Source organism: Yersinia artesiana (assembly GCF_902726545.1).
GTDB classification, from domain to species: Bacteria; Pseudomonadota; Gammaproteobacteria; order Enterobacterales; family Enterobacteriaceae; genus Yersinia; species Yersinia artesiana.
This window is the reverse complement of the sequence record NZ_CACVAD010000019.1, coordinates 1-21,758: the sequence shown is the minus strand read 5'-3', so window position 1 is coordinate 21,758 and position 21,758 is coordinate 1. Positions and strand designations below refer to the sequence as shown.

Sequence of the window (21,758 nt, the reverse complement as noted above, 5' to 3'; positions counted from 1 at the left end):
CGAGCTGGAGACGAAGAACGATGACAGCAATAAATAATGACATTAAGCCGGTAACACCATCGGCCCATTGTTTATCCCTGGAGGATAGCCTGGTGTTGGCTGTACCTGATGAGCAGGCGCTGACATTGACGTTTCGCTCTGTATATTCGGGTAACGGCGTCTTAATTACTCAGCCCTCACTGTTTATTTGCAATAACCTCGACGAGATTGAGGGAGATAAGACTCACTGGTTTTTGCACAGTATCACGTTAGCCAGTTTTACCGAGATCCTCGCAACGATTGATTCTGCATTGGGTAAATCATTTTTGGATTCTGGAGAAAAATCATCTGTCGCGGCACAACCGTGGTCAGAAGTGATTGCCATCGATACGACTAATGGTACGACCCCAATGTCAGTCAATAACACCGTGATTGATTTAATAATGCGTAACCAAATGGAATTCAATACTTGGTGCGATCTATTAAGGAAATATGAAGCCTACGGAATGATGAGCTTCTTATTATCAGCTTCGGAACAGAAAGATAATGTCAGTATTAATTATTTAAGCCAGCGCTATGGCGTCTCTGCTGCCTACTTCAGGCAATTATATCGAGAGAGCTTTAAGGCGACGGCCAAGAAGAAAATGATGAGTGTGCGTATGGCCTCCGCCGTATTACAGCTTATAGAAAGTGAAGGTTCAATCCTGGATGTGGGCCTCGATGCCGGATATTGCTCGGCCTCGCATTTTACCAATGATCTCAAAAAAGAGTTGGGGCTAACACCCTCAGAAATAAGACGTTTGGAGTCTATTTTATATGAAAGTTAAATACAAAGGAGTGATCTATTTTTCACTCTTGTTGTTGGCGGGCAATATGAGCCATGTCAACGCTGAGGTAGTTACCGCCTTGCCCGTTGGGCAAGAAAAAGTGAATGACTCCTTTGTCGCGAATAATGTCATGGTCGGCAAGCTGTTTGATGCCGTCGCTGAGCGACTGGAGAAGCCGATTATTCTCAGTAAGTTGGCGGCACAAAAGCGTGTGACCGGGAACTTTAATCTGGCGAATGCGGATGAGATGTTTAAATCACTGTCCCGACGTATGGCGCTGGTGTGGTATGACGATGGTGTGGGGATCTATGTTTATGACAACAGCGAAATGCGCAGTGTCATTGTTCACACTCAGGCTGCTGGCAGTGGACAGGTGCTTAACTATATTCAGCAAACCGGGATTTACGATAAACGTTTTCCGGTGCGTACCCAAGGCGATAACCGTTTACTGTTTGTCTCAGGGCCGCCGCTGTATGTGGAATTGATCAGCGCCGCTGCTGCGTATCTTGATGAGCGCGTTAAGCAGGAAGATTTGGCCAGTGGCGGTGAAGTGGCGGTGATCCCGTTAAAACACTCATCGGTCACCGATCGTACCTATAGCCAACGCGGGCAGAACATTACCATTCCAGGGATGTTAACGGCACTTAATGCGCTGTTTAAAGACAACAATGGTACGGCGGAAAGCACTCTGAAAATACAGCCGAAAGAGGGCGAACCAAAGGTAGAGGCCGGTTTTCCGGTACCGCCATCCCTTGATGGTGGCAATAGTGCAGTCAAGCTGGCCACAGCGGCTAAAACCAGCAGCCCGTTTTCATTAGTCGCCTATCCCGACAGCAATAGTCTAGTGGTAAAAGGTAGCGCGGAACAAATTCGTTATGTCCGTCAGTTAGTTCATACCCTGGATAATAGCCGTAGCCAGGTGGAACTATCACTGTGGATTATCGATGTAACGCAAAGCAAAGTGGACGATCTGGGGGTGCGCTGGGAAGCGGGGAATATCGGTGTGGCTGGCGGTTCAGTTACCTTTAACCGCAGTACGTTGAGCGATAGTAAGACGTTTCTGGCACAAATTGATGCTATCAGTAAAACCGGCAACGCTCGCATCGTTTCTCGTCCGGTCATCCTGACGCAAGAGAATGTTCCGGCGCTATTTGATAACAACACCAGCTTTTATGCCCGGGTGGAAGGGGATCGGGTCGCGACACTGGAACAGGTGACCTATGGCACCATGATCAGTGTATTGCCGCGCCTCTCAGGGGGGAGCGGTGTCGAAATGGAAGTCAATATTGAAGATGGTGGGTTGAACCGTGACAACTCGGGCAAAGTTGCCGATATCGCCGGGTTGCCGGAAGTTAACCGCACCAATATCAATACTGTCGCCCGTATCGGCCGCGATAAAAGCCTGCTGATTGGTGGATATACCCGTGATCAGGTTGAAGAAGGCGAAACTCGAATTCCGTTGTTAAGTGATATCCCACTGCTGGGTAATTTGTTTAAGTACCGTTCGCACAACCAGCAGAAAATGATCCGTATCTTTTTGATTCAGCCTCGTTTACTGGATGAAAATGAAGCCTGGGATGGTCGTCAGTTCTCTGATAGTGAGCGTTTGACCCAACATGATAGCAAGTTGCGCGGCACCGTTGAGTTCCTGAAAAAGTATGCGAGCCAGCCGTGGCAATAGGTCCGGTAGGGGGCAACGCACGCTTTTTAGTGGGGCAGCGTGACAAAAGTAGCTCAGCGGCCAAAGCCAGTGATGATGCTGACGAAGCAGCGCGTGGTCAGGGAGTCATTGATAATAATAGCGAATATGCCTCGATGTCTATGTCGGCGGCCAGCCATGTGCGCCGCCGCGGGCCAACCACCGACAGCAAGGAAGAGTGGACGCTTTTTTCGGAGCGTATTCTGGATACACAGGCAGATGAAAAAATTCTGCGGGTTGAAAGTGCGCTGAACACCAAGTTTATGACGCCGCAGCAGTTACGTGCGTTTTTGCTGCAATTCTTTACCGATACCAGCGATTTGTTGATGGCGTTAGCGGCATTGATTCACCGCAGCCGGTTAAAGCGCAAGCAGCTCGAACAATTGGAAGCATTACGCGAGCAGTTAGAGGCGGAAGATCTCGATCGCAGTGCGCAAGCGGGCATCAATATTGCTCTGGTAGCCAAAGCCTTTGCACAAAAAATGCAGCAGTCGGCGGGCAACTTGAGAATGTTGTATCGCGAGTTTCTCAGTTATGACGGTCCGGCGATTTATCTCTATGAGCAATGGGTCGACGAAATGGCGGCTCAGGAGCGTGAAAGCATCATCTGTTACCTGGCACGAGCCTTGGCCTGTGATTTACAAGTATTACCGCTGGGGAATATTAATGTCAGCGAGTTTGGTGCTCTGTTTAATCGTATTAGTCGATTAAGAGAGATGCAGTCTTTGGACTGCATATTTTGCCAGCGCTTTGCACAGACAGATTTTGCTTTTATGGGTCTGAGCGGTGAGAAAATGCTCAGCAAATTATTTATCAGTGGTATTCGTGGTCAAGATAATTTTAATGACAACTTAATTGCCTTTTTTGCGAAGCAACTCAGTTCACTCAGTACGGATATGCGAGCGCGGTTTTTGCAAATTTTAATTATTGCCTTTTCCATATTGCCGACAACTATTTTCCTCTCATTGGCAGAGCGTGAGCACCTTATTGACGGTTTGAGGGAAAGCATGAGCCATCTTATGAAGCAAGAGTTTGCTATGGATCGACGGGTATTACATGACGAAGAAGAGAATATTCCATGAATAAAATTAGCGAATTATTATTAAACATTCGCAATCGTCCTGAACTATTGGTGTTACTCATCATGGTGATGGTCATTGCCATGTTGATTATACCGTTACCGACGATTTTAGTAGATCTGTTAATTGGCCTGAATATTATGATTTCGGTGCTGATTTTTATGGGATCTTTTTATATTACCCGTGCACTGGATTTTCGGTCTTTTCCATCAATTTTATTGATTACGACCTTATTCCGCCTGGCATTGTCAATCAGTACCAGCCGTCTTATTTTGCTGGAAGCGGATGCTGGTGACATTATTGCCACCTTCGGTGCATTTGTTATTCAGGACAACTTAGTGGTCGGTATGGTGGTATTTGCCATCGTAACCATCGTGCAGTTTATTGTTATTACCAAAGGCTCTGAACGTATTGCCGAAGTTGCGGCGCGTTTTTCACTTGATGCGATGCCAGGTAAACAGATGAGCATTGATGCTGATCTGCGTGCCGGGGTGATTGATGAGGCAACAGTAAAAGAAAAACGCAGTGATATGGAAAATGAGAGCCAGCTGTACGGCTCTTTTGATGGTGCGATGAAATTTATCAAAGGCGATGCTATTGCCGGGATCATCATTATTTTTGTCAACCTGATTGGTGGTATTTCCGTTGGGATGGCGCAATTGGGCATGGATATGCCTACCGCACTGAATACTTTCACCCTACTGACCATTGGTGATGGTTTGGTAGCGCAAATTCCAGCACTGCTTATTTCCATCAGTGCGGGCTTTATTGTGACTCGCGTGGGCGGTAATGATAAAAACCTCGGTGAAAATATTGTCTCTGAGCTATTTGCCAAAGATTTCACCATTTTAATCACCGCTCTTATTGTTTTTAGTATCGGTTTCCTACCAGGATTTCCAACGTTCATTTTCCTGTTCTTATCCGGGTTAATGGTCGCGCTACTGTGGTATCGCAAGCTTCAGAAGCGCAAAGAGAAAAAACGCCTCTCTGGTGACGATCAAAGTGAAACTGAAGTCAGTTCTGATGTAGCGGAAGGTGAAACTCGACGGGAAAGTCAGGTTTCGGATGATGAATATGTGCCAGAAACACTGCCGATTATTATTTCGGTGAGCCAGACACATAAGTCATTGCTGGAAGAAAACAGTTTTCTCTCGCGCATCAAGAAAGATATTTTTGTGCGCTATGGTTACCGCATTCCTGATATTGCCATTAACTATTCGCCAGTGGTGCCAAAAGACAAAATTATTGTGCTGATTAATGAAGTTCGTGCCGGTGATTATAATATTTGCTTTGGTGGTTTACGTCTTCTGTCTGTTAACGACGAACTGGAATATCTGGGACTGGAATTGACCCGCTTTAGTGATGAACATGGTGCCGTTAGTACCTGGGTTGCCAGTAAACATGCTAATGAGATTAAACAACTGGGGCTAATGGCGCGCGATGATATCAGTGAAATCATCGATTGTATCGGTACTTTATTACTACATCATATTAATGAGTTCTTCGGGATTCAGGAAACTAAAAACCTGCTCGACGATCTGGAAAGGAAATATCCTGAGTTATTAAAAGAGTGCTATCGCCACGCGACAGTACAAAAGATTACCGAAGTATTTCAGCGTCTGCTGATGGAAAAAATTTCCATCCGTAATATGAAACTGATTTTGGAAACCTTGGTGCAGTGGGTACCAAAAGAGAAAGACAGCATGATGTTGGTGGAATATGTGCGTGGCGCCATGGCTCGTTATATCTCATCCCGTTTTGCGACCGATGGCCGTTTGAATGTTCTGATGATTAACGATCAATTTGAAGACATGATTCGTCAGGGGATTCGTCAGGCTTCTGGTGGTGGCTTCCTAAGTCTTGCCCCGGAAAAAACCGATGACATTATTCAGGCTTTTGCCCAGGCAGTGGAAAACAGTTATCTCTCCATTCGAGATATGAATGTGCTGGTGCCTGTGGATATTCGTCGTTTTGTGAAAAAAATTCTTGAAAGTCGTTTTCCTGAACTGGAGGTGCTCTCATTTAATGAGATCTCTGAGACAGTGAAAGTGAATGTAATTAAAACCGTATAAGGAGATCTACCATGAAATATCGTTTTGTTGAGGCATTGAATTCTTTTTTATCCACCGAAGGGCGCCAAGATTTAATTAACTCGCAGCTTGACTGTCATTCGACTATTCAGTTGGAACTGAATGAGGCTCCACCTATTAATGTTGATCTATTAACCGATGATATTATTTTGTGGAGCAATTTGTCTGAATGCCAAATGGGGCATCTTGAAGCACTGGGGCAAACATTGTTGAGCGAACTACTGGAATATACCCCGCGTAATTTCCAGGTCGGGCAACCTGCATTAAGTTTTATGGATAACAGCCTGGTGCTTTCTGCGGTGATGCGTGAAGAAGCGATGAATGATGCCGAGTTATTTGCTGACAGCCTGAATGAGTTTTATGAGCGCAGTCATCGATTAACCACTATGTTAGCTGGCTGATTTATGAATCTCTTTGATAGTTGTGCGCACCCGTCACGTATACATGGCTGTCTGCTCGAGGCCCCGTTACATGGGGTCTTTATTGGCGAAATCTGTCTTATTGAACGTGATTTGTGTCAGCCGGAAGTGATCGCTAAAGCTCAGGTGGTGGGGTTTAGGGAAGGGCAAACCATTCTGAGTTTGATTGGGCGAGCACAGGGGCTGACGCGTGAAGTGGTGATCCGCCCCACAGGCCAGCCTTTTGTCTTTGAGATGGGCGAACATTTGGCGGGTAAAATTTACAACGCTGCCGGAGAAGAAGTGGGCGTGCTCAACAATACAGCAGCATCGTCAGAGCCGCTATTCACCACGCAGTGTCGGGTTGATAGCCCGCCAGTTAGTGTTAATTTGCGCCGTCCGGTTACCACACCGTTGGTGACCGGGGTCAGGGCGATTGACGGCCTGCTCACCTGTGGGCAGGGCCAGCGGATGGGGATTTTTGCCGCAGCAGGTAGCGGCAAAACCTCTCTAATGAGCATGATTATGAACCATGCGGTGGCGGATATTTGTGTCATTGCGCTCATTGGTGAGCGAGGCCGCGAGGTGACCGAGTTCATTCATGAATTACAGGCCTCCCCGCGTGCTGCGCAAACCATTCTGGTGTATGCCACTTCAGACAGCCCGGCAGTTGAGCGCTGCAATGCTGCCTTACTGGCAACGGCAATGGCGGAGTATTTTCGTGATCAGGGCAAAGATGTGCTGCTGTTTGTCGATTCCATGACGCGTTATGCCCGCGCCCTGCGCGATGTGGCATTGGCTGCGGGGGAACTTCCCGCCCGGCGTGGTTATCCGGCATCGGTTTTCGAGCAGTTGCCACTGTTATTGGAACGTCCCGGTGCATTGCAGCATGGTTCTATTACGGCTTTTTATACCGTGCTGTTGGAGAGCGAAGAAGAATCGGATCCAATTGGCGATGAGATTCGCTCGATAATCGACGGTCACATCTACCTTAGTGCAAAACTCGCCGGGCGCGGTCACTACCCAGCGATTGATATTCTGCACAGCATCAGCCGTGTGTTTTCCAAAGTCACTACCGCCCAGCATCGTCAGGATGCAGCAAAAACCCGCGATATGCTCGGACGACTGGCGCAAATTCAGCTCTATCTCGATCTCGGTGAGTACCAGCGCGGTGAAAATACCGACAACGATCATGCGTTGGATAACAGAGACGTTATCGAGGGTTTCCTGCAACAAGCAATGGAAGAATCCGGTGAGTTCTCCGCCACACTCAATCAGCTCAGTGAGTTGGCGAGCTGATGGTCAAGAATCTGCTGAGCCTAACGGAACGGCGGCTGGAGCGAGTCAAACAACAGCAGCAGTTGTTGCGGCGTTCGTTACAGGCGCTGCAACAGCAGCAGCATGATATCCGCACCCGGATACAGGTTATGGAAGCTCAAAGTAGCCTGTATGACCAGGCTGCTGAGTTGACCCGCGAGGCCTTTTTTGAACGCCAACGCCATAAGGCCGCTTTATTGGCGGAAATTGCTCGTCAGTTATATGACCTGGAAAATATCCAGTCGGAACAGGTAGCACTTGAGAAGAAGCAAAAGCAGATGCAGCGCCAGTTACGGGAAACCGACGCTCGGTGTGAGAAATTCCGAACTTATCTAAAGCGCGAAAGTAGCAGAAGACGTTTAAATAGAGAACTTCAACAGCAATACGAAATTGAGGAACTATCCACATATGGTGGCGATAAAACAGGTAACTCATAGCGCTTCAACTGATATTCGAACAGATGAACCTGCCGCCGTATCTCGGCCAGAAAAATTGCGCAGTGATAATGGGCAAGCAGTGAAATCAGTTCAGCAGGAAGTGCAAAAGAAAATGGCGGAGTTGTTGGCTCGGGCAAAGCAGCGCAAAAAACAGGCCGAGGAGCAATTATCTCCCTCCGGTTCAGCTCCAATGATGGCGCTAAACAGCTTGCTATTAAGTAAACAGATAGCGTTGCCGAATATTGCACAACAGCCTGGGCGGGTATCGGTACAAAAACCGGAGACTTCAGTACAGGAACATAAGTCAACAGAGCAACTGCAGGCTAAGCCGATTGCGGGCAAGCCGGGTAACGTCGTAACGACGGAAGTATTGACTCAGCCGAATGTCTTTGCGGCGAGTAACGCTGAACAGCCGCAGCCTCGTTTGGTTGCAACAACCAAAGATAACCCAGAGAAGCCGATGGTATCCGTCGCTTCCCTTGGTGCTATCAGGACGGAACATAACGAAGAGAAGTCTTACTCCTCGGTTTCGCAGGATATGCCAGACATGTCTCGTTCAGCAGTTGAACAGCCGATAGTGGTTTCATCTGAGCCTGAGTCTGAATTAACACCTTCTTTGCCGCTAACGGAAAAAAAGGACAGTTCGTTAAGCAATGATCGAACGCCGGTGCTGACCAGCCAACAGTTGGCCGCACAGCCATTGGCGACACAGGCACCTACGGTTACTCAGCCTGAAGAGGTGAAAACCACGCCTCAAGCAGTAATGACCGCAGTGCCGGAGAAGGCCGAAAGTGACGTGACAGCAGGGCGTCGTACCTTGAGTTACACCTTTACTCAGTGGAATAACAGCCCGATGGTGAAGTTTGAATTGTCTCAAGCTGGCGAACTGACTGCCATGACTGACAGTGTGGAAGTTCAACAGGCTTTGCAGAATAACCACCATTTATTGGAATCAGAGAATCCGCTGCATTTCCGCGATGAACGTCAAGATGAACAACGTCGTGAGCAGCAACAATCAGAGCAGGAGGATGAAGAATAATTATGCTCAATATCCGTCGACTCAGTACGCGCCATATTCAGGTTACGCGCTGGCAGCAGCGCTATCAACCGAATAGAAACGCCATCACGCCACGCGCAGGCGAGCGTTATTTCCGGCTGGAGCTGAGCAGTGTCACTGAAAAAATTTCGGCGCTGGTGTCAGTTGAAAGTTGGTGTCGTTTTTGCTGGCCCGAATTGAACAGTTGCGCCTGGCAGGTACTGGATAACCAAAATCTGCGCGAAATTTTTACTCAAGAAAACCACAATCGCACCTTTTTTAGCGGCGCGTTTGGTGTGGAAAGCCTTGAGATTGTCGACGGAGAAGAAGTCAACCAGCCTTGGCTAACCGTGGAAGAGCCGGTGTTGGGCGCGGTGCTGCTAGCCTCACCTTTCCATCAGCTTGAGAGCCAGCCCGCAGGGCAACAGACATGGAAACATGTGACTCAGCAAGTTGACTGGGTGTTGGGATACAGCCACATCAGCGCCGGATTATTACAATCATTGGCGTTGCGTGATGTGCTCTGTATTCAGCAGTTGCAATTGTGCTTAAACGTAACGGGCCGCCCGGTGGCCCGCTTTCAGAAACAGCAAGAGGGCGAGTTCGTGATAGAAGAAAATATTGATAATGAGCAGGAAGCGCAAGAGCAAGAGATGGAACTCACATTGGATGAAGTGCTGCCAGAGAGTTTACCTGGCCGCTTTGATGTCGCCAAGCTGACCGTGAAGCTAACTTTTGTTCTGGGCCACAGCGAAATTCCGTTCGAAGAATTGGCGCATATCCAGCCAGGAGCGGTGTACTCGCTTGGCTCAGATAAAGACCGGGAAGTAAAAGTTTACGCTAATAAACAATTGGTGGCAGAAGGGGAGCTTATTTATATCGGCGATGGTGAAGAACTGGGTCTGGAGGTCACAAAGTTGGCGAGCCAGGGCAACCTGGGGTCATAAGTTATGCCAACGATACCGGGGGATATCCCCTTACTGGCGATTGTCGCATTTTCGACGTTACTGCCCTTTGTCATCGCGGCGGGAACTTGTTACCTGAAAATATCAATCGTGCTGATCATGGTGCGCAACGCCATGGGGGTGCAACAGGTGCCCTCCAGCCTGACGCTTAACGGGATCGCACTATTGTTGTCACTGTTTGTGATGATGCCGGTGATTCAGGATGTTAATCAATATATGCGCACCGAAAAGGTGGATTTTAGCAATGTTGATTCGGTAGATAACTTTGTTGAAGGGGGACTTGGCAGTTACAAATCCTACCTCAAGAAATACTCCGACCCGGAATTGCTCAACTTCTTCGAGTCGTTGCAACAAGGGCGTAGTGAAGAGGAGGCGACGGCCGAGGCTGATACACGCGAACCTACGCTATTTTCTCTACTGCCCGCTTATGCATTAAGTGAAATTAAATCGGCGTTTGAAATTGGTTTTTACATCTATCTGCCCTTTGTGGTGATAGATCTGATTATCTCCAGCATTTTGCTCGCATTGGGGATGATGATGATGAGTCCGGTGACTATTTCTGTTCCGGTAAAACTGATCTTGTTCGTGGCAATCGACGGTTGGACGCTGATTTCCAAGGGGTTGATTATGCAATACATGGAGCTGGCGCAGCATTAGCCAGGTAACAAAATTATGGAACAAATTATTTACGCCAGTAATAAAGCCATGTTGCTTATTGTCATATTGTCGGCGATCCCAGTGATGGTTGCCACGGCGGTTGGTCTGCTCGTTGGCTTGATTCAGACCGTGACCCAGTTGCAAGAGCAGACATTGCCCTTTGGCATCAAACTACTCGCAGTATTTGGCACGCTTTTTATGATCTCTGGTTGGTTGTCGGACAAAATAATGAATTACGCCACTGAAATGTTGGCTATCGCATTATCGCCAGCAGGAGTGGGGTGATGAATCAGGATATGCTGGCTTTTTATGTGTCGCTCTATTCTGCATTTCAGATGGGGCTGATGAAGCTGGCGTTGGCTTGGGTACGAATTGCGCCGTTATTCTTTTTTCTGCCGTTTCTCAGCAGCAAGTTACTTAATAGCGGCATGATTAAAAACTGTGTTGCCATCTTTCTGGCTCTGGGGATGTGGCCTTTTTTTTCGGCGCGAGAATTTAACTGGGAAGAAATCAACCTTGGCGAAATCATTCTATATGAACTGGCGATCGGCCTGGTGCTGGCATTTATTCTGAGTTTGCCGTTTCTGATTGCGAATATTATCGGTGAATTGATCGATAACCAGCGCGGGGCGACCATCAGCGATACCATCGATCCTGCCAATGGTGTGGAATCGTCAGAGATGTCGGTGTTGGTCAGCCATATTGTGGTGATGATTTTTCTGACGCAGGGGGGGATGCACCAATTGGCACAGACTCTTGCCGAGAGTTACCGGCTGTTGCCGTTTGCGGGCGGATTCACTCATTTTGACAGTCTGCCATTGGGGCGTTGGCTTAATCAGTTGGTGGTGCAGGGCATTATATTGGCTGCTCCTATTCTGGTGACATTGTTTATTACTGAGGTAGCGCTGGGGTTATATTCCCGTTTTTGCCCGCAGCTCAATGCCTTTTCATTATCATTAACGATTAAATCTGCGGTTGCATTTATGGTCTTCCTGCTCTATTTCCAGAATGAGGTGCCGTCCATGCTGGTTAATATGATCTCCCTGAGCCCGTTGCGCGACATATTTGGTGTAGCGCAGTAATAAGAGCGGAGAGATCTCATGGCTGAAAAAACAGAGAAGCCCACAGACAAAAAGATTCGTGACTCGGCGAAGAAAGGGCAAAGTTTTAAAAGTAAGGATATGGTTGCTGCAGTGGTCTTGGTTGCCGGGGCTTTTGCGGTGTCAGGTTTTTCCAGTTTGATGGGCCTGGGCAGTTTAATGCAAAGGATTTTGCTCTCACCCTCAGCGATGGGTGTCGATGCATTACTGGATAAGTTGTATAGCTTGTTTTTAATGGCGGTTGTCCCGGTTCTATTGGCCTGCTTTTTACCCGGTGCCATTATTTCGTTGCTACAGAGCCGTTTTCGTTTAGCGACTGAAGCGATAAAAATTGATTTTTCTAATTTAAATCCGATTTCTGGATTTAAAAAAATATTTTCACTTCGCTCATTAAAAGAGTTGGTGAAAGCGTTTCTATATTTATTGGTATTTGGTGCTTCTGCGGCGCTGTTCTTTATTCTCTGGCGGCAAGAGATATTTATGCTCTACCGCACGACAATTAATGGAATGATCGGTCAGTGGGGGCACTTGTGTATTACTTTTATTATCGTATTTTTGGCAGTGGCATTGATAATTTTGTTAATTGACACTCTAACTGAATTTTTCCTGTTTATGAAAGATTTGAAAATGGAAAAACAGGAGGTGAAAAAAGAACACAAAGATAATGATGGCGACCCACATATTAAAAGTGCTCGTAGAGGGTTGCATCAGGAGTTATTGTCAGAAGAAGTTAAAGCGGATGTTCGTGACTCAAACTTTATTATGGCAAACCCAACACATATCGCGATGGCGATTTATTACAATACGGAAATAGCACCACTACCGTATATTATGATGAAAACTAAGGGCACACAGGCAAAAGCCATTATTGCCTATGCTGAAAGCCAGGGGGTGCCGGTAATAAGGGATATTCCTTTAGCGCGGCAGATATGGCGCAATTATCGTAAAGACAGCTTTATTGATGAACAAGGGTTGGATGATGTGATGCACATCATTCACTGGCTGATACGTGTGGAGCTGGAAAGTATGGGCATTGATGTCGATGCTGCACTGGCGCAACTGGAGGCCAATGCTGCCATGAATCAGTCAACCCAAGAGATTGACGATAGCCAGCAAAACTAGCTTGAATCGTTTTTTATAAGAACTAATTGTTCCAACTACATATGATGCATACATCAGCACTGCATCATAATTCTCATATTATTAATTAGGAAAAAGTATATGAACCAGAAACATGATGCAGAACAAAATCAGACTGAAGATATGGATGTTGTTTTTGATGAACTTTGCCAGGCATTAATGGATGGTGCCAGTTATAAAGATATTCATGGTATTCCACAAAGTACGATGGATGGACTTTATGCTTACGCTTATGAGTTTTATCAACAAGGTAAATTGAGTGAGGCCGAAACGTTTTTCCGTTTTCTCAGTATTTATGATTTTTATAATACTGATTATGTTATGGGGTTGGCGGCAGTTTATCAGCTAACCAAACGTTATGAAAAATCGGCTGAACTCTATTCTCTGGCTTTTGTTTTAGCAAAAGATGATTACCGCCCATTATTCCATGCCGGACAGTGTAATTTAATGCTGAAAAAAAGTAGCGCTGCGTTGCATTGTTTTGAAAGTACCTTTAATAAGAGTAATGATGCGGAGTTGAAACAAAAATCCTCCGTGTATTTAATCGCATTAAAGAAAAATCTGACAGAAGATGAACCAGCAGAAGAATAATTCTAATTGAATAAGGTCAATATATCATATGGCGGATATAACCAAGGTTAACATTAGCAGTGATCGAATTAATAATATTCGTACCTTTACGCAAGGTGTGAATATTAATGCGATACGTGATGATAGTACCAAAAATCTTCTGGCACTGGAGGATGCTTGCCGGGAGCTGGCTTCAACGGAGCAGGAGCGGCGTTCTGCCAAAGAGGGGGCGCCACGACTGGCAGCACCTAAAATGACATTGGCGCAGGCCAAAGCTGTGGCTTCAGCTCATCAGCAACCCACAGAAGAAGTGGCCGGTGCCTCCGCCGCTGCGGGTGCTGCGGGTGCGGCAGGGGCTAGCTCAGCGGCGACCAGTAATACTGCTGGCTTTAATGCTGCATCAGCGCTGATAGGCTCAATAGCAACACTGTGCCAGATATTAAACAGTGGCAATCTGGCCGAGTTGCGCGGTCGTCTGCAAATGATTAACGCCGAATCCTCCGCCTTGCGCGTACAGGGAGAAAAGCTGTTGTTGGCCTTGGAAAACGGGGTCAATGAGTTACAAACCGCCACCAATAAGGCTGCAGAAAACAATCAGGCTTGGCAACAAAGCAAAGAGACGGTCAAGGGACTGAAAGAGCAGCAGCAAGGCGTGAAAACACAGCTTGTTAGCGCTGAAGATAAATTAAGCAAAATTCAGCAGGAATTGACTCAGGCAACGTCAGAACTGAAGGGCCTTCCCACACCGCCGAAAACCCCGGCCCAGCAGGCGAAGTTTGAGTCTCTAACGGCTGAGATAACCTTACTAAGCAGTGGACAACGCACATTACAAACAACAGTCACGCAGGTGTCCAATGCCCTTACGGAACTGGAAACCAAGCTAACCCAAGCCGAATCGGATACTGCGCAGCTTCAAGATTCCTATGAGCAGTCATTGATGCAGTCGGAAGTTGTCACGCAAAAGGCAAACAACTATCGAGTAGAACTCAATAACTTTATTGAAAATGCTACCCGGCCGCCAGAGGTTGAAGGTGAGCGGTGGGAGAATACGCTGGCGCTTCTGACACTGTTGACTGCGCAGTTGAAGAAGGCGATGAACGACGATTCGATTAAAAATATGCGTCAGCAGCAGCATGTGATGGCAACCATCAATGAAGCTACGCGTAAAGATTCAGAGCTAAAAGCAAAAGAAGCGGAAAAGGCTCAGGCCAAAGCAGAGGAAGGGAATAAAGCAGCCTCTTGTGCCAGTAAAATTTTTGGCTACATCATGCTCGCAGTGTCTGTCGTGGCAACTATTGCTTCCTTTGGTACCGCCGGGCCACTGATGCTGGCTGTCGCAGCGATTGGTATTGCTATGACGGTGGCCGATATCATTCTGGAGGAGACAGGCCAAAGCAGCCTGATGCAGATGCTGTCCACGGAAATCTCCAAAGGGATTACCAATATGCTGATTACCTTTGGTGTACCGGAAGAAAAGGCTAAAGAGATCGGCGGCATTGTAGGAATGGTGTTGGCAGCCGTTGTTTTCCTCGCGGTTTCTCTATTGTCGATGTCTTCATTTGTCAAAAATATGGGGCAAACAGTCGCCAATGTCGCAAAAAATGTCGGCAAACAAGTGGCTGGCTTGATGAAAAGCGCGGTGAAAGCATTGCCCCGTAATTTCATTAGTGCCGCAGGAAAAATGGGGAGCAAGGTAGCTAACCTTAGTAAGCCATTGACTAATATGGCTGGCAAAGCCGGCAAGGCGCTTAAAGTCAGCGATGTGACCGCGCGCAAAATGGAAATAGGCCTTAACAGTACAAATATAGTGCTTGGAGTGACCAATGCGGCGGTCAGTGGCGGGCTGAATTTACATGCCAATTCTTTTATCCGCGAGATGAAAGAGATGCTGGCGGGCATGATGCTGAACACTGCTTTTATCCAGGCGCTTGATGAATTATTAAAGGCGCTAATTAAGTCAATGTCTAAAAGCCATGACCAGCTCAATGAGATGTTTGAGGGCATGATGACGGCATTGAATGAGTCCGGCGCGGCGAAAGCCAATATGATGAAAAGCAGCAGTTTTGTTTAATTTTAGGAGAAACTATTAATGAATATGCAAATTAGCACAGCAACCCCTAATCATTTTAGCAGCAAAATTGACTCTAACCAGGAACTGCTGCCGCAGTTACAAGGGCCAGAGCAAAATACCACCAGCAAGCTGGCCCTCCACGATGTTGAGATGGCAGACAAAGAATTTGGCAGTGTTGGTGGCAAGCCGCAGTTGTCGCTTCCTACTATGGCGATAAATCCTGACCAAATGTCGGCACAGATTGGTGAACTGCTAACAGATGTCAAAGCGACCCGTTCAGATAATTCTTTCGCACCCTCGCGGCAGCAACAAGTACTGACGACAGTGCTGCAACAAGAAAAAGCTAAAATCGAGATGAATGCGAGTGACAGTATTCGATTTGATGCACTGGTAGCAGATCCTGAGCAACAGCGTCAGCTGGCGGTGTTTGCTCAGGCGATGCTGGCCGATTTCTTGCAGGAAGAAGTCAAAAAAATCGGCACTGGGCAGGAGGGCGGAAGTAGCAAAATTGAATCTCAGGACTCGGCAAAGCAACTCAAATTTATCGGTATCCAGTCCAGTGACATGATGACCTTTTTACTGAGCATGCTGCGTCAGGTGATGGCGGAACTGAATATCGCTGAGCGTAATATTCATACCATGTTCAACACGCTGAATGCTGAGATGACCCAGATGGCAGCGGATTCAACTATCCGTGAAGGTAAAGAGATCTACCGTAGTGCCGTCATCGGTTTTTGCACCAGCTTTGGGGTTACCCTGGCAGGCTCTGCCGTGCAAACGGGGATCACCGTTAAGCAACATCAGGTTATAAATAAGCATCTTAAGCCTGCTAATCAGCACCATGCAGATGCGAACAAACTCAAACTTGATATGCATCAAACTGGTGCGCCAGCCAAGGGTACCGTCAGCCACACTGGCGCGGATGGGAAAACCTTGACACAAGCCACGACACCGAGCAAAGCCGAACAGGCGCGATTTAAGCAGCAGCAGCAGCAAAGGGTGAATGAAGCAGAGAGCGCTGGCGATTTACATCGACAGCAATACGATAAGAAAAATGCTGATCTCCATACTGCAAAAGGTATCACTGACCAGGGCACGCGTATGTCAGATAACCTGGGGCAGATGGCCAGTGCTTCTAATACGCAGGAAGTCAAACGGGCAGAAGCGGATAAAATGATGGAGAGTTCCGCGTCAGATGCAGCCCGTGGTGTAGCTAATGATAAAGACAAACAGATTGATAAGTTATTGCAGGATATGAAAGAGATTCTTGGGATTTTGAGCGGATTAATTAGCGATACCGCAAATACCAACCGAAATGTTGTTATGCGGGGTTAAAGAGGAATCAATATGTCAACAGCTATTTCATTCGTTCAACATAGTCCGGAACCTTGGGTTGCTATGAATAACTCAGGGGCTATTGCCCCTGAAACTAGCCCTCTGGGGGTGTCAGTGAAAGAGATGGATCTCTCTGCCCTGAATCAACCTCAGAACGATCCTTATACACAAGCACAACAGGTGATAGACAGCAATCCTAAAGCGTTTAAACCCTCTGCGTCTCCGGTCTCTCATCCGTCTCCTCAGTTACCGACAGAGATGGAAGCGCAGGCGCGGGAGAACATCCGCATGGAAAAAATCAGTAGCGACGACTACCAAGCCAAGTTTAAAAAGTTTGCCGCAGAAATGGAACTTGCCGAGGCAAAAGGACTAAGCAGCAAAAATAATGATCAAGGGACGCCAGGCCATATTAAGGCCTTGGAAGATATGATTGATAATATACATAATAATTATCAAAAAACTTACGCTGATATTAACCAGAAAGCCGCGGAGTATATGAAAGATGTTAATACTGCATTGGGGCAAATAAGTGACTTTATCTCAGCCGGTAGTGATGGAAAAATAAATTTCAAACCCAAGGATTTCTTAGAATCATTGGATAAAAAATTTGGAAAATATACAAGCTATACTACAGGTAGTGACTATAAAACTGCTTATAAAAACTGGTCTCCTGATAATAGTACCACATTATCTATTTATACTTTTGAGGGTGATGAGAGTACGAAAAATTTCTGGCAAAATAAGCTGGGTGATGGTTTTATTGTAACGTATTCTCATGAGAAGGATCTTAAGACGGATAAAGAGCACAACATTATTAATATTAAACCTAATTTAGACCCTATTAGAAATATCTATAGAAGTGTAGCTAATAGTGAGACATCTTGGCAGGGTGGGAATACCAATGCGCAAGCATTTCAGAGCTTGCAAGCCTCTATTGATAGCCAGAAAAATACTGTCAATAGCAGTGTGTCGCAATTGCTGGAGAGATTTCGTCAGGATAATAGTACCTTTGAAACCTTTATCCAGTTACTGGTGCAAATGACGAAAGATTTGCATCAATATAACCAAGGTTATATGCAATAAAAAAAGAATAGCAGGGTTTATGGCCTGCTACTTATTCAGGCAGCGTGACGCAGACCAGTAATAATATGATCGTCTGAAAATATTTAGAGCACGGTATACCGCAGAGTGCTGGATATTTTTTTGCAACCGGTGCGCACTGTTGTATTACAAAATTTATAAGCTGTTTATATAAGGTAGATTATTTATGATTGCGTCGCAGCCTTCAATACGCACTGCTGTAAGTCCAACTTCCTCACGGGCTGATTCTGGTAGAGCGTCTTCCCGCAATGAAAACTCTTTGGCGGAAAACCTCTCAGGGGTTTCATTTGGTAACTCACAATCCCGTCCGGTTTCCTTCACCGAAGGAGACGTTAATAGTGGAATCCTCCGTTTCGACCCCAATTCTGCCAATGGACACCCATTGGGTGAGGTGAATAAGGCCAAACATTTGGAGGTCTTTTTCACAAGTTTGCAAGAACATGGGGCCAAAATTGGTAATTTGGAGAAGTTAACCCAAGTGATGAATCATGGCTGCAACCGTGATTTGAAAAACTCAACCATAGAGCAGGGTACTAAAGTGGCGCTGGCATTATTTAATGCTGTTCCTGCGGATATGCAAGATAAGGCCCTAATAGGCAAAGCAACAGATTTCTATAAAGCGATGGATAAGTTGTCCCAACAGCCGGGAGCTACTGCAAAAAAGGATGCTGCATATCAGGCGTTAAAGACATTGACTTCTGCTCTTTCGGAAAAGCTGGGGTTATCTGGGAAAAACACTAAACCAGACAACTTAGCTAAGTTTTGTTCTGATTATCTGAAGAAAAATGTCTATTCAGATATTATTTGCAAGCTGGAGGGCAAGCTGTCGCCTGGTACTCTGGAAGGATTAAGGAAGAATCCCGAGGAAGTCGTCGAATATCTCTATGATGGGCAAAACACCACCAACAATAATACGATTGATACGTTGAAGGCGCAATTTGCTCAATATACCAATAAAGGCGACAAAGTGATGGTAATGTATTCACTACTCGCAGCATTGGAGCATAAAACGCAAATAATAGCTGGGTTGATGCCCGATATTGCAGCGGCAGCATCACTGGCATCACTGGCTGATGGCATTTCAACCGACCATGATGTAGCGCAACCCTCTCCGGCTAATGGCAATAACGCGGCTAAGCCTGATCCTGTTATTAATCATATTACTAATATTACTACTAATAATAATTATTATGGTTCGCCGTCATTTACCCAAAATTTTATTTCGACTGCAACCATAAATCTGTCAGCTATGGAGGCGACAACCAAACCTGAGAAAAACCAACCGCAGAACGCGACAGCTTCTAAAACAACAGCTACTGGGGTGGATTCCTCTACTCAACCATTCGACGACGTTGATAGCACGCCAGCGCGGCCCGCAACAGATAATCTTAAGCCTGCTGCTTCGGTTAACACTTCCGCGCCCCATAAATCTCTTAATTCTTCCGGGACTTTATTTGGCACCAAAGGGCCGGTACCCTCCTGGTTAGACAAGGGTTCTAAGGTGACACTGACCAACGATGGGCTGGTTCGTGATCTTAGCCAAAAACAGAGTTATGCGCAGGATGGCGTGGAGCAAAAAAAGTCTACTTCGCTAAATAGTTTTGGTAATCAATTTGTTGGATTTGGGCAGCAGAACCCAGCGCCAGCACCATTACGCGGTGCGGGTAAGATTCAGCAAGATGCGCCGCCAGTGAGCAATACACCGGATTTATCCGCAGCAAAAGAAATCCCTGTGTCGGATAATACTTTGAACTCAGAAGATATATCAGAAACAGCGGATGAGACTAAACAGATGCCTCCGGCTAAGCTGGTAACGGGGAAATCTCTTAATGCTCAGGGGACTTTATTGGGTACGGATGGGTCAGCGCCCTCCAGGCTACACACGAGTGCTGATGTGATAACGACTTCTGGTGGACAGGTTTTCGAACTCGCTGAAAAACAACGTTATGCGCAGGAGAATGTTGCGGCCAAACAACCCAATGCAGTCAATCAATTTGGGACTGCATTTCAAGGAATGAGGCCACAAAGTTCTGCGCCAACAGCATTACGTGATGCAGGTAAGACTGAGCAGGCCAGCCAGGATGCGGCGCAAGTGAGTTATAAAGCGGATTTACTCATCCCAGGGAAAACCCCTAACTTTATTTCTACACTAGATCTTCAAGTGAACTCCGACGGAACATTGCAACCAACAGATGAGACTTATCGTGCAATCCCCGCTCAGGTCGTCGTTGAGAAGCAACTTAATGCTCAGGGGACCGCATTTGGTACAAATGGGTCGGTACAATCCCAGCTACACACGAGTGCTGATGTGATAACGACTTCTGGTGGACAGGTTAATGATCTCGCAGGGAAAAGACGTTACCAGCTGGGAGACGCACAGCAAAAAAGTTCCTCTTCGGTCAATGCTCAGGGTAATCAATTCGTTGGTTTTGGGAAAAATAGCACCGCGCCAACACAATCCTGGATCAATAATAAGGGTGCTAATGTGGTACTGACTCAAGAAGGTGCGCAGACTCGCTCTATCACTGAGAAAGATCAATATCGCACAGATAAATTGACCAAAAGTGGTTCACTCATTAATCCGTCAGAGGCCAAGTGATGACAACAGAAAACCCTCATCAGTGCTGGCTTAAGTCAGAACTAACCCAGATTCGCGCCTACTCTGGCGCAAACCAAAATTGGGATATGCAATCGCGTCTGATTGTCGATCTTCATCTCGATTCTCTGGAGATGCTGGAGTTGGTGTCAGCAGTGGAAAAATATACAGAACAACCGTTGGACGATAAAACCTGGATGACATGGTATCGGGTACAGGATGTGATGGATTATCTGGAACAGGTCACTCGCTGATAGCCTGAATATTTAAAGATACATTTCATTGTTGCTGCCAGGGAAGGCAGCATCATTGATATCTTAATTTAACAGTTTTGTGTTGGTTGGTTCGTTAATTAATCGCCATATTCCAATTGGAATTAAGAGATAAAAATGCAGTTTATTTTGGTTTTTTGCTGTACAAAACAGACTTGAATTTCCAAAAAATGAATTAGATAATATTGCCAAGTTATCGATTAGTTCCACTAATCCCAATTTCCACAATAAGAAAGGTGAAAATCAATGGGAGATGAAATATCGCTATAAGTTTTACTCACATATCCAACGCGTGATTCATCTGGTCATGCTATCGCAACGCAGTTGTTTTGATTTCCATCTGTTTTACCTCAGGCCATTTTATCTTTAAATTCAATAAACCAAATTATTTCAGATAACTGTGTCTTATCGTCAGGGCGCTGACCACCCCGCCAGTCAGTAAGTGTATTAATGTAGCATTGACTCATTAACTTTATAATAAAGACTGATTGCATTTTTCACGTTATATTTATCGTAAATGCTTTTTCTGTGTGCGCTGACCGTTTTATCGCTAATACCCAGATGTTCGGCAATATCTTTATTATTCATGCCGAGCATAATAAATTTTAATACTTGTTGTTGGCGATGCGTTAAACCACGGTGGGTTGAAGTTTTATTTCCAACTCTGATGTTGGCTTTACCCTCTTTTACTTTATTTTTCATCCTAACTAATTGATAAAATTCGTGGTCAATCTCACTGGGTGTTGCGGTTTTACTTAATAGGAATGCGGTATTTGACTGCAAGAAATCATGATAAAACTTCAGTTCAGAACCTTTCCACAATATCATTAAAGAGGATTCTCCAAAGCGCGCGCGAATTAAAGAAAAGACCTTTTCCTGATTTTTGATGCTGATGCCATCAACATCAAAAATACATATAACTTCATTTTCTTGAATTAATAAGTCGATAAAATTCTCAAATTCTGAGCACACAAAAACATTGATAGTGTTGGTCGAAAATATATCTTTCCTCATGACGTCGGTAACGGTTTTTTGTAATGAGAATCGCATTAGGCCACAACCACTAAAGATAATTATATTATACATGTA

Annotated in this window: 20 protein-coding genes; 19 read left to right on the top strand and 1 reads right to left on the bottom strand. The window is 45.9% G+C overall.

The window, feature by feature from the left end:
- Positions 1 to 20: 20 nt before the first annotated feature.
- The 19 genes from HU019_RS08140 to HU019_RS08050 all read left to right on the top strand — a co-directional run bounded on the left by HU019_RS08140 (position 21) and on the right by HU019_RS08050 (position 20,651).
- Positions 21 to 806 carry a helix-turn-helix domain-containing protein gene (locus HU019_RS08140; RefSeq protein ID WP_174847864.1) on the top strand — a complete coding sequence of 262 codons (786 nt, stop codon included), beginning with the start codon at positions 21 to 23 and terminating at the stop codon, positions 804 to 806.
- Positions 796 to 2,487 carry a type III secretion system outer membrane ring subunit SctC gene (gene sctC / locus HU019_RS08135; RefSeq protein WP_174847863.1) on the top strand — a complete coding sequence of 564 codons (1,692 nt, stop codon included), beginning with the start codon at positions 796 to 798 and terminating at the stop codon, positions 2,485 to 2,487. Before HU019_RS08140 ends, sctC begins: the two co-directional genes overlap by 11 nt.
- The gene (gene sctW / locus HU019_RS08130) at positions 2,478 to 3,587 is read left to right on the top strand and encodes a type III secretion system gatekeeper subunit SctW (RefSeq protein ID WP_174847862.1); all 1,110 of its coding nucleotides are present in this window, start codon (positions 2,478 to 2,480) and stop codon (positions 3,585 to 3,587) included. The genes sctC and sctW overlap by 10 nt, the downstream gene beginning before the upstream one ends.
- A complete protein-coding gene (locus HU019_RS08125) occupies positions 3,584 to 5,656 on the top strand; it encodes an EscV/YscV/HrcV family type III secretion system export apparatus protein (RefSeq protein WP_174847861.1) in 2,073 nt (690 codons plus the stop codon). Before sctW ends, HU019_RS08125 begins: the two co-directional genes overlap by 4 nt.
- 11 nt (positions 5,657 to 5,667) lie before the next feature.
- On the top strand, positions 5,668 to 6,075 hold the full coding sequence (locus HU019_RS08120) for an InvB/SpaK family type III secretion system chaperone (protein ID WP_174847860.1): 408 nt from the start codon (positions 5,668 to 5,670) through the stop codon (positions 6,073 to 6,075).
- Between the two features lie 3 nt (positions 6,076 to 6,078).
- Positions 6,079 to 7,371 carry a type III secretion system ATPase SctN gene (gene sctN, locus HU019_RS08115; protein WP_174847859.1) on the top strand — a complete coding sequence of 431 codons (1,293 nt, stop codon included), beginning with the start codon at positions 6,079 to 6,081 and terminating at the stop codon, positions 7,369 to 7,371.
- Entirely contained in the window at positions 7,371 to 7,826 is a 456-nt protein-coding gene (locus tag HU019_RS08110) for a hypothetical protein (RefSeq protein WP_174847858.1), read from the top strand. The genes sctN and HU019_RS08110 overlap by 1 nt, the downstream gene beginning before the upstream one ends.
- On the top strand, positions 7,798 to 8,865 hold the full coding sequence (locus HU019_RS08105; RefSeq protein WP_174847857.1) for a SpaN/EivJ family type III secretion system needle length determinant: 1,068 nt from the start codon (positions 7,798 to 7,800) through the stop codon (positions 8,863 to 8,865). The genes HU019_RS08110 and HU019_RS08105 overlap by 29 nt, the downstream gene beginning before the upstream one ends.
- A gap of 2 nt (positions 8,866 to 8,867) precedes the next feature.
- On the top strand, positions 8,868 to 9,809 hold the full coding sequence (locus tag HU019_RS08100; protein ID WP_174847856.1) for a FliM/FliN family flagellar motor switch protein: 942 nt from the start codon (positions 8,868 to 8,870) through the stop codon (positions 9,807 to 9,809).
- 12 nt (positions 9,810 to 9,821) lie between these two features.
- Positions 9,822 to 10,484, top strand: a complete 663-nt coding sequence (locus HU019_RS08095) for an EscR/YscR/HrcR family type III secretion system export apparatus protein (RefSeq protein ID WP_174847903.1) — start codon at positions 9,822 to 9,824, stop codon at positions 10,482 to 10,484.
- Between the two features lie 15 nt (positions 10,485 to 10,499).
- On the top strand, positions 10,500 to 10,769 hold the full coding sequence (gene sctS / locus HU019_RS08090; protein WP_174847855.1) for a type III secretion system export apparatus subunit SctS: 270 nt from the start codon (positions 10,500 to 10,502) through the stop codon (positions 10,767 to 10,769).
- On the top strand, positions 10,769 to 11,566 hold the full coding sequence (sctT, locus tag HU019_RS08085; RefSeq protein WP_174847854.1) for a type III secretion system export apparatus subunit SctT: 798 nt from the start codon (positions 10,769 to 10,771) through the stop codon (positions 11,564 to 11,566). The genes sctS and sctT overlap by 1 nt, the downstream gene beginning before the upstream one ends.
- 18 nt (positions 11,567 to 11,584) lie before the next feature.
- Entirely contained in the window at positions 11,585 to 12,706 is a 1,122-nt protein-coding gene (locus HU019_RS08080; protein ID WP_174847853.1) for an EscU/YscU/HrcU family type III secretion system export apparatus switch protein, read from the top strand.
- Between the two features lie 99 nt (positions 12,707 to 12,805).
- On the top strand, positions 12,806 to 13,315 hold the full coding sequence (sicA, locus tag HU019_RS08075; RefSeq protein ID WP_407083978.1) for a type III secretion system translocator chaperone SicA: 510 nt from the start codon (positions 12,806 to 12,808) through the stop codon (positions 13,313 to 13,315).
- Positions 13,316 to 13,343: 28 nt separating this feature from the next.
- Positions 13,344 to 15,365: a type III secretion system translocon subunit SctE gene (gene sctE / locus HU019_RS08070; RefSeq protein WP_174847852.1), complete on the top strand. Its 2,022-nt coding sequence runs from the start codon at positions 13,344 to 13,346 to the stop codon at positions 15,363 to 15,365.
- Positions 15,366 to 15,383: 18 nt separating this feature from the next.
- Positions 15,384 to 16,700 carry an IpaC/SipC family type III secretion system effector gene (locus HU019_RS08065; RefSeq protein WP_174847851.1) on the top strand — a complete coding sequence of 439 codons (1,317 nt, stop codon included), beginning with the start codon at positions 15,384 to 15,386 and terminating at the stop codon, positions 16,698 to 16,700.
- Positions 16,701 to 16,712: 12 nt separating this feature from the next.
- Positions 16,713 to 17,783 (top strand): hypothetical protein, encoded by a 1,071-nt coding sequence (locus HU019_RS08060; protein WP_174847850.1) that lies wholly within the window; start codon positions 16,713 to 16,715, stop codon positions 17,781 to 17,783.
- 184 nt (positions 17,784 to 17,967) lie between these two features.
- Positions 17,968 to 20,400: a hypothetical protein gene (locus HU019_RS08055; protein ID WP_174847849.1), complete on the top strand. Its 2,433-nt coding sequence runs from the start codon at positions 17,968 to 17,970 to the stop codon at positions 20,398 to 20,400.
- The gene (locus HU019_RS08050; RefSeq protein ID WP_174847848.1) at positions 20,400 to 20,651 is read left to right on the top strand and encodes an acyl carrier protein; all 252 of its coding nucleotides are present in this window, start codon (positions 20,400 to 20,402) and stop codon (positions 20,649 to 20,651) included. The genes HU019_RS08055 and HU019_RS08050 overlap by 1 nt, the downstream gene beginning before the upstream one ends.
- Positions 20,652 to 21,116: 465 nt before the next feature.
- On the opposite strand, the gene HU019_RS08045 is transcribed toward HU019_RS08050, so the two are convergent.
- The coding region (locus tag HU019_RS08045) for a helix-turn-helix transcriptional regulator (protein ID WP_328824032.1) at positions 21,117 to 21,758 on the bottom strand (642 nt) is incomplete at its 5' end.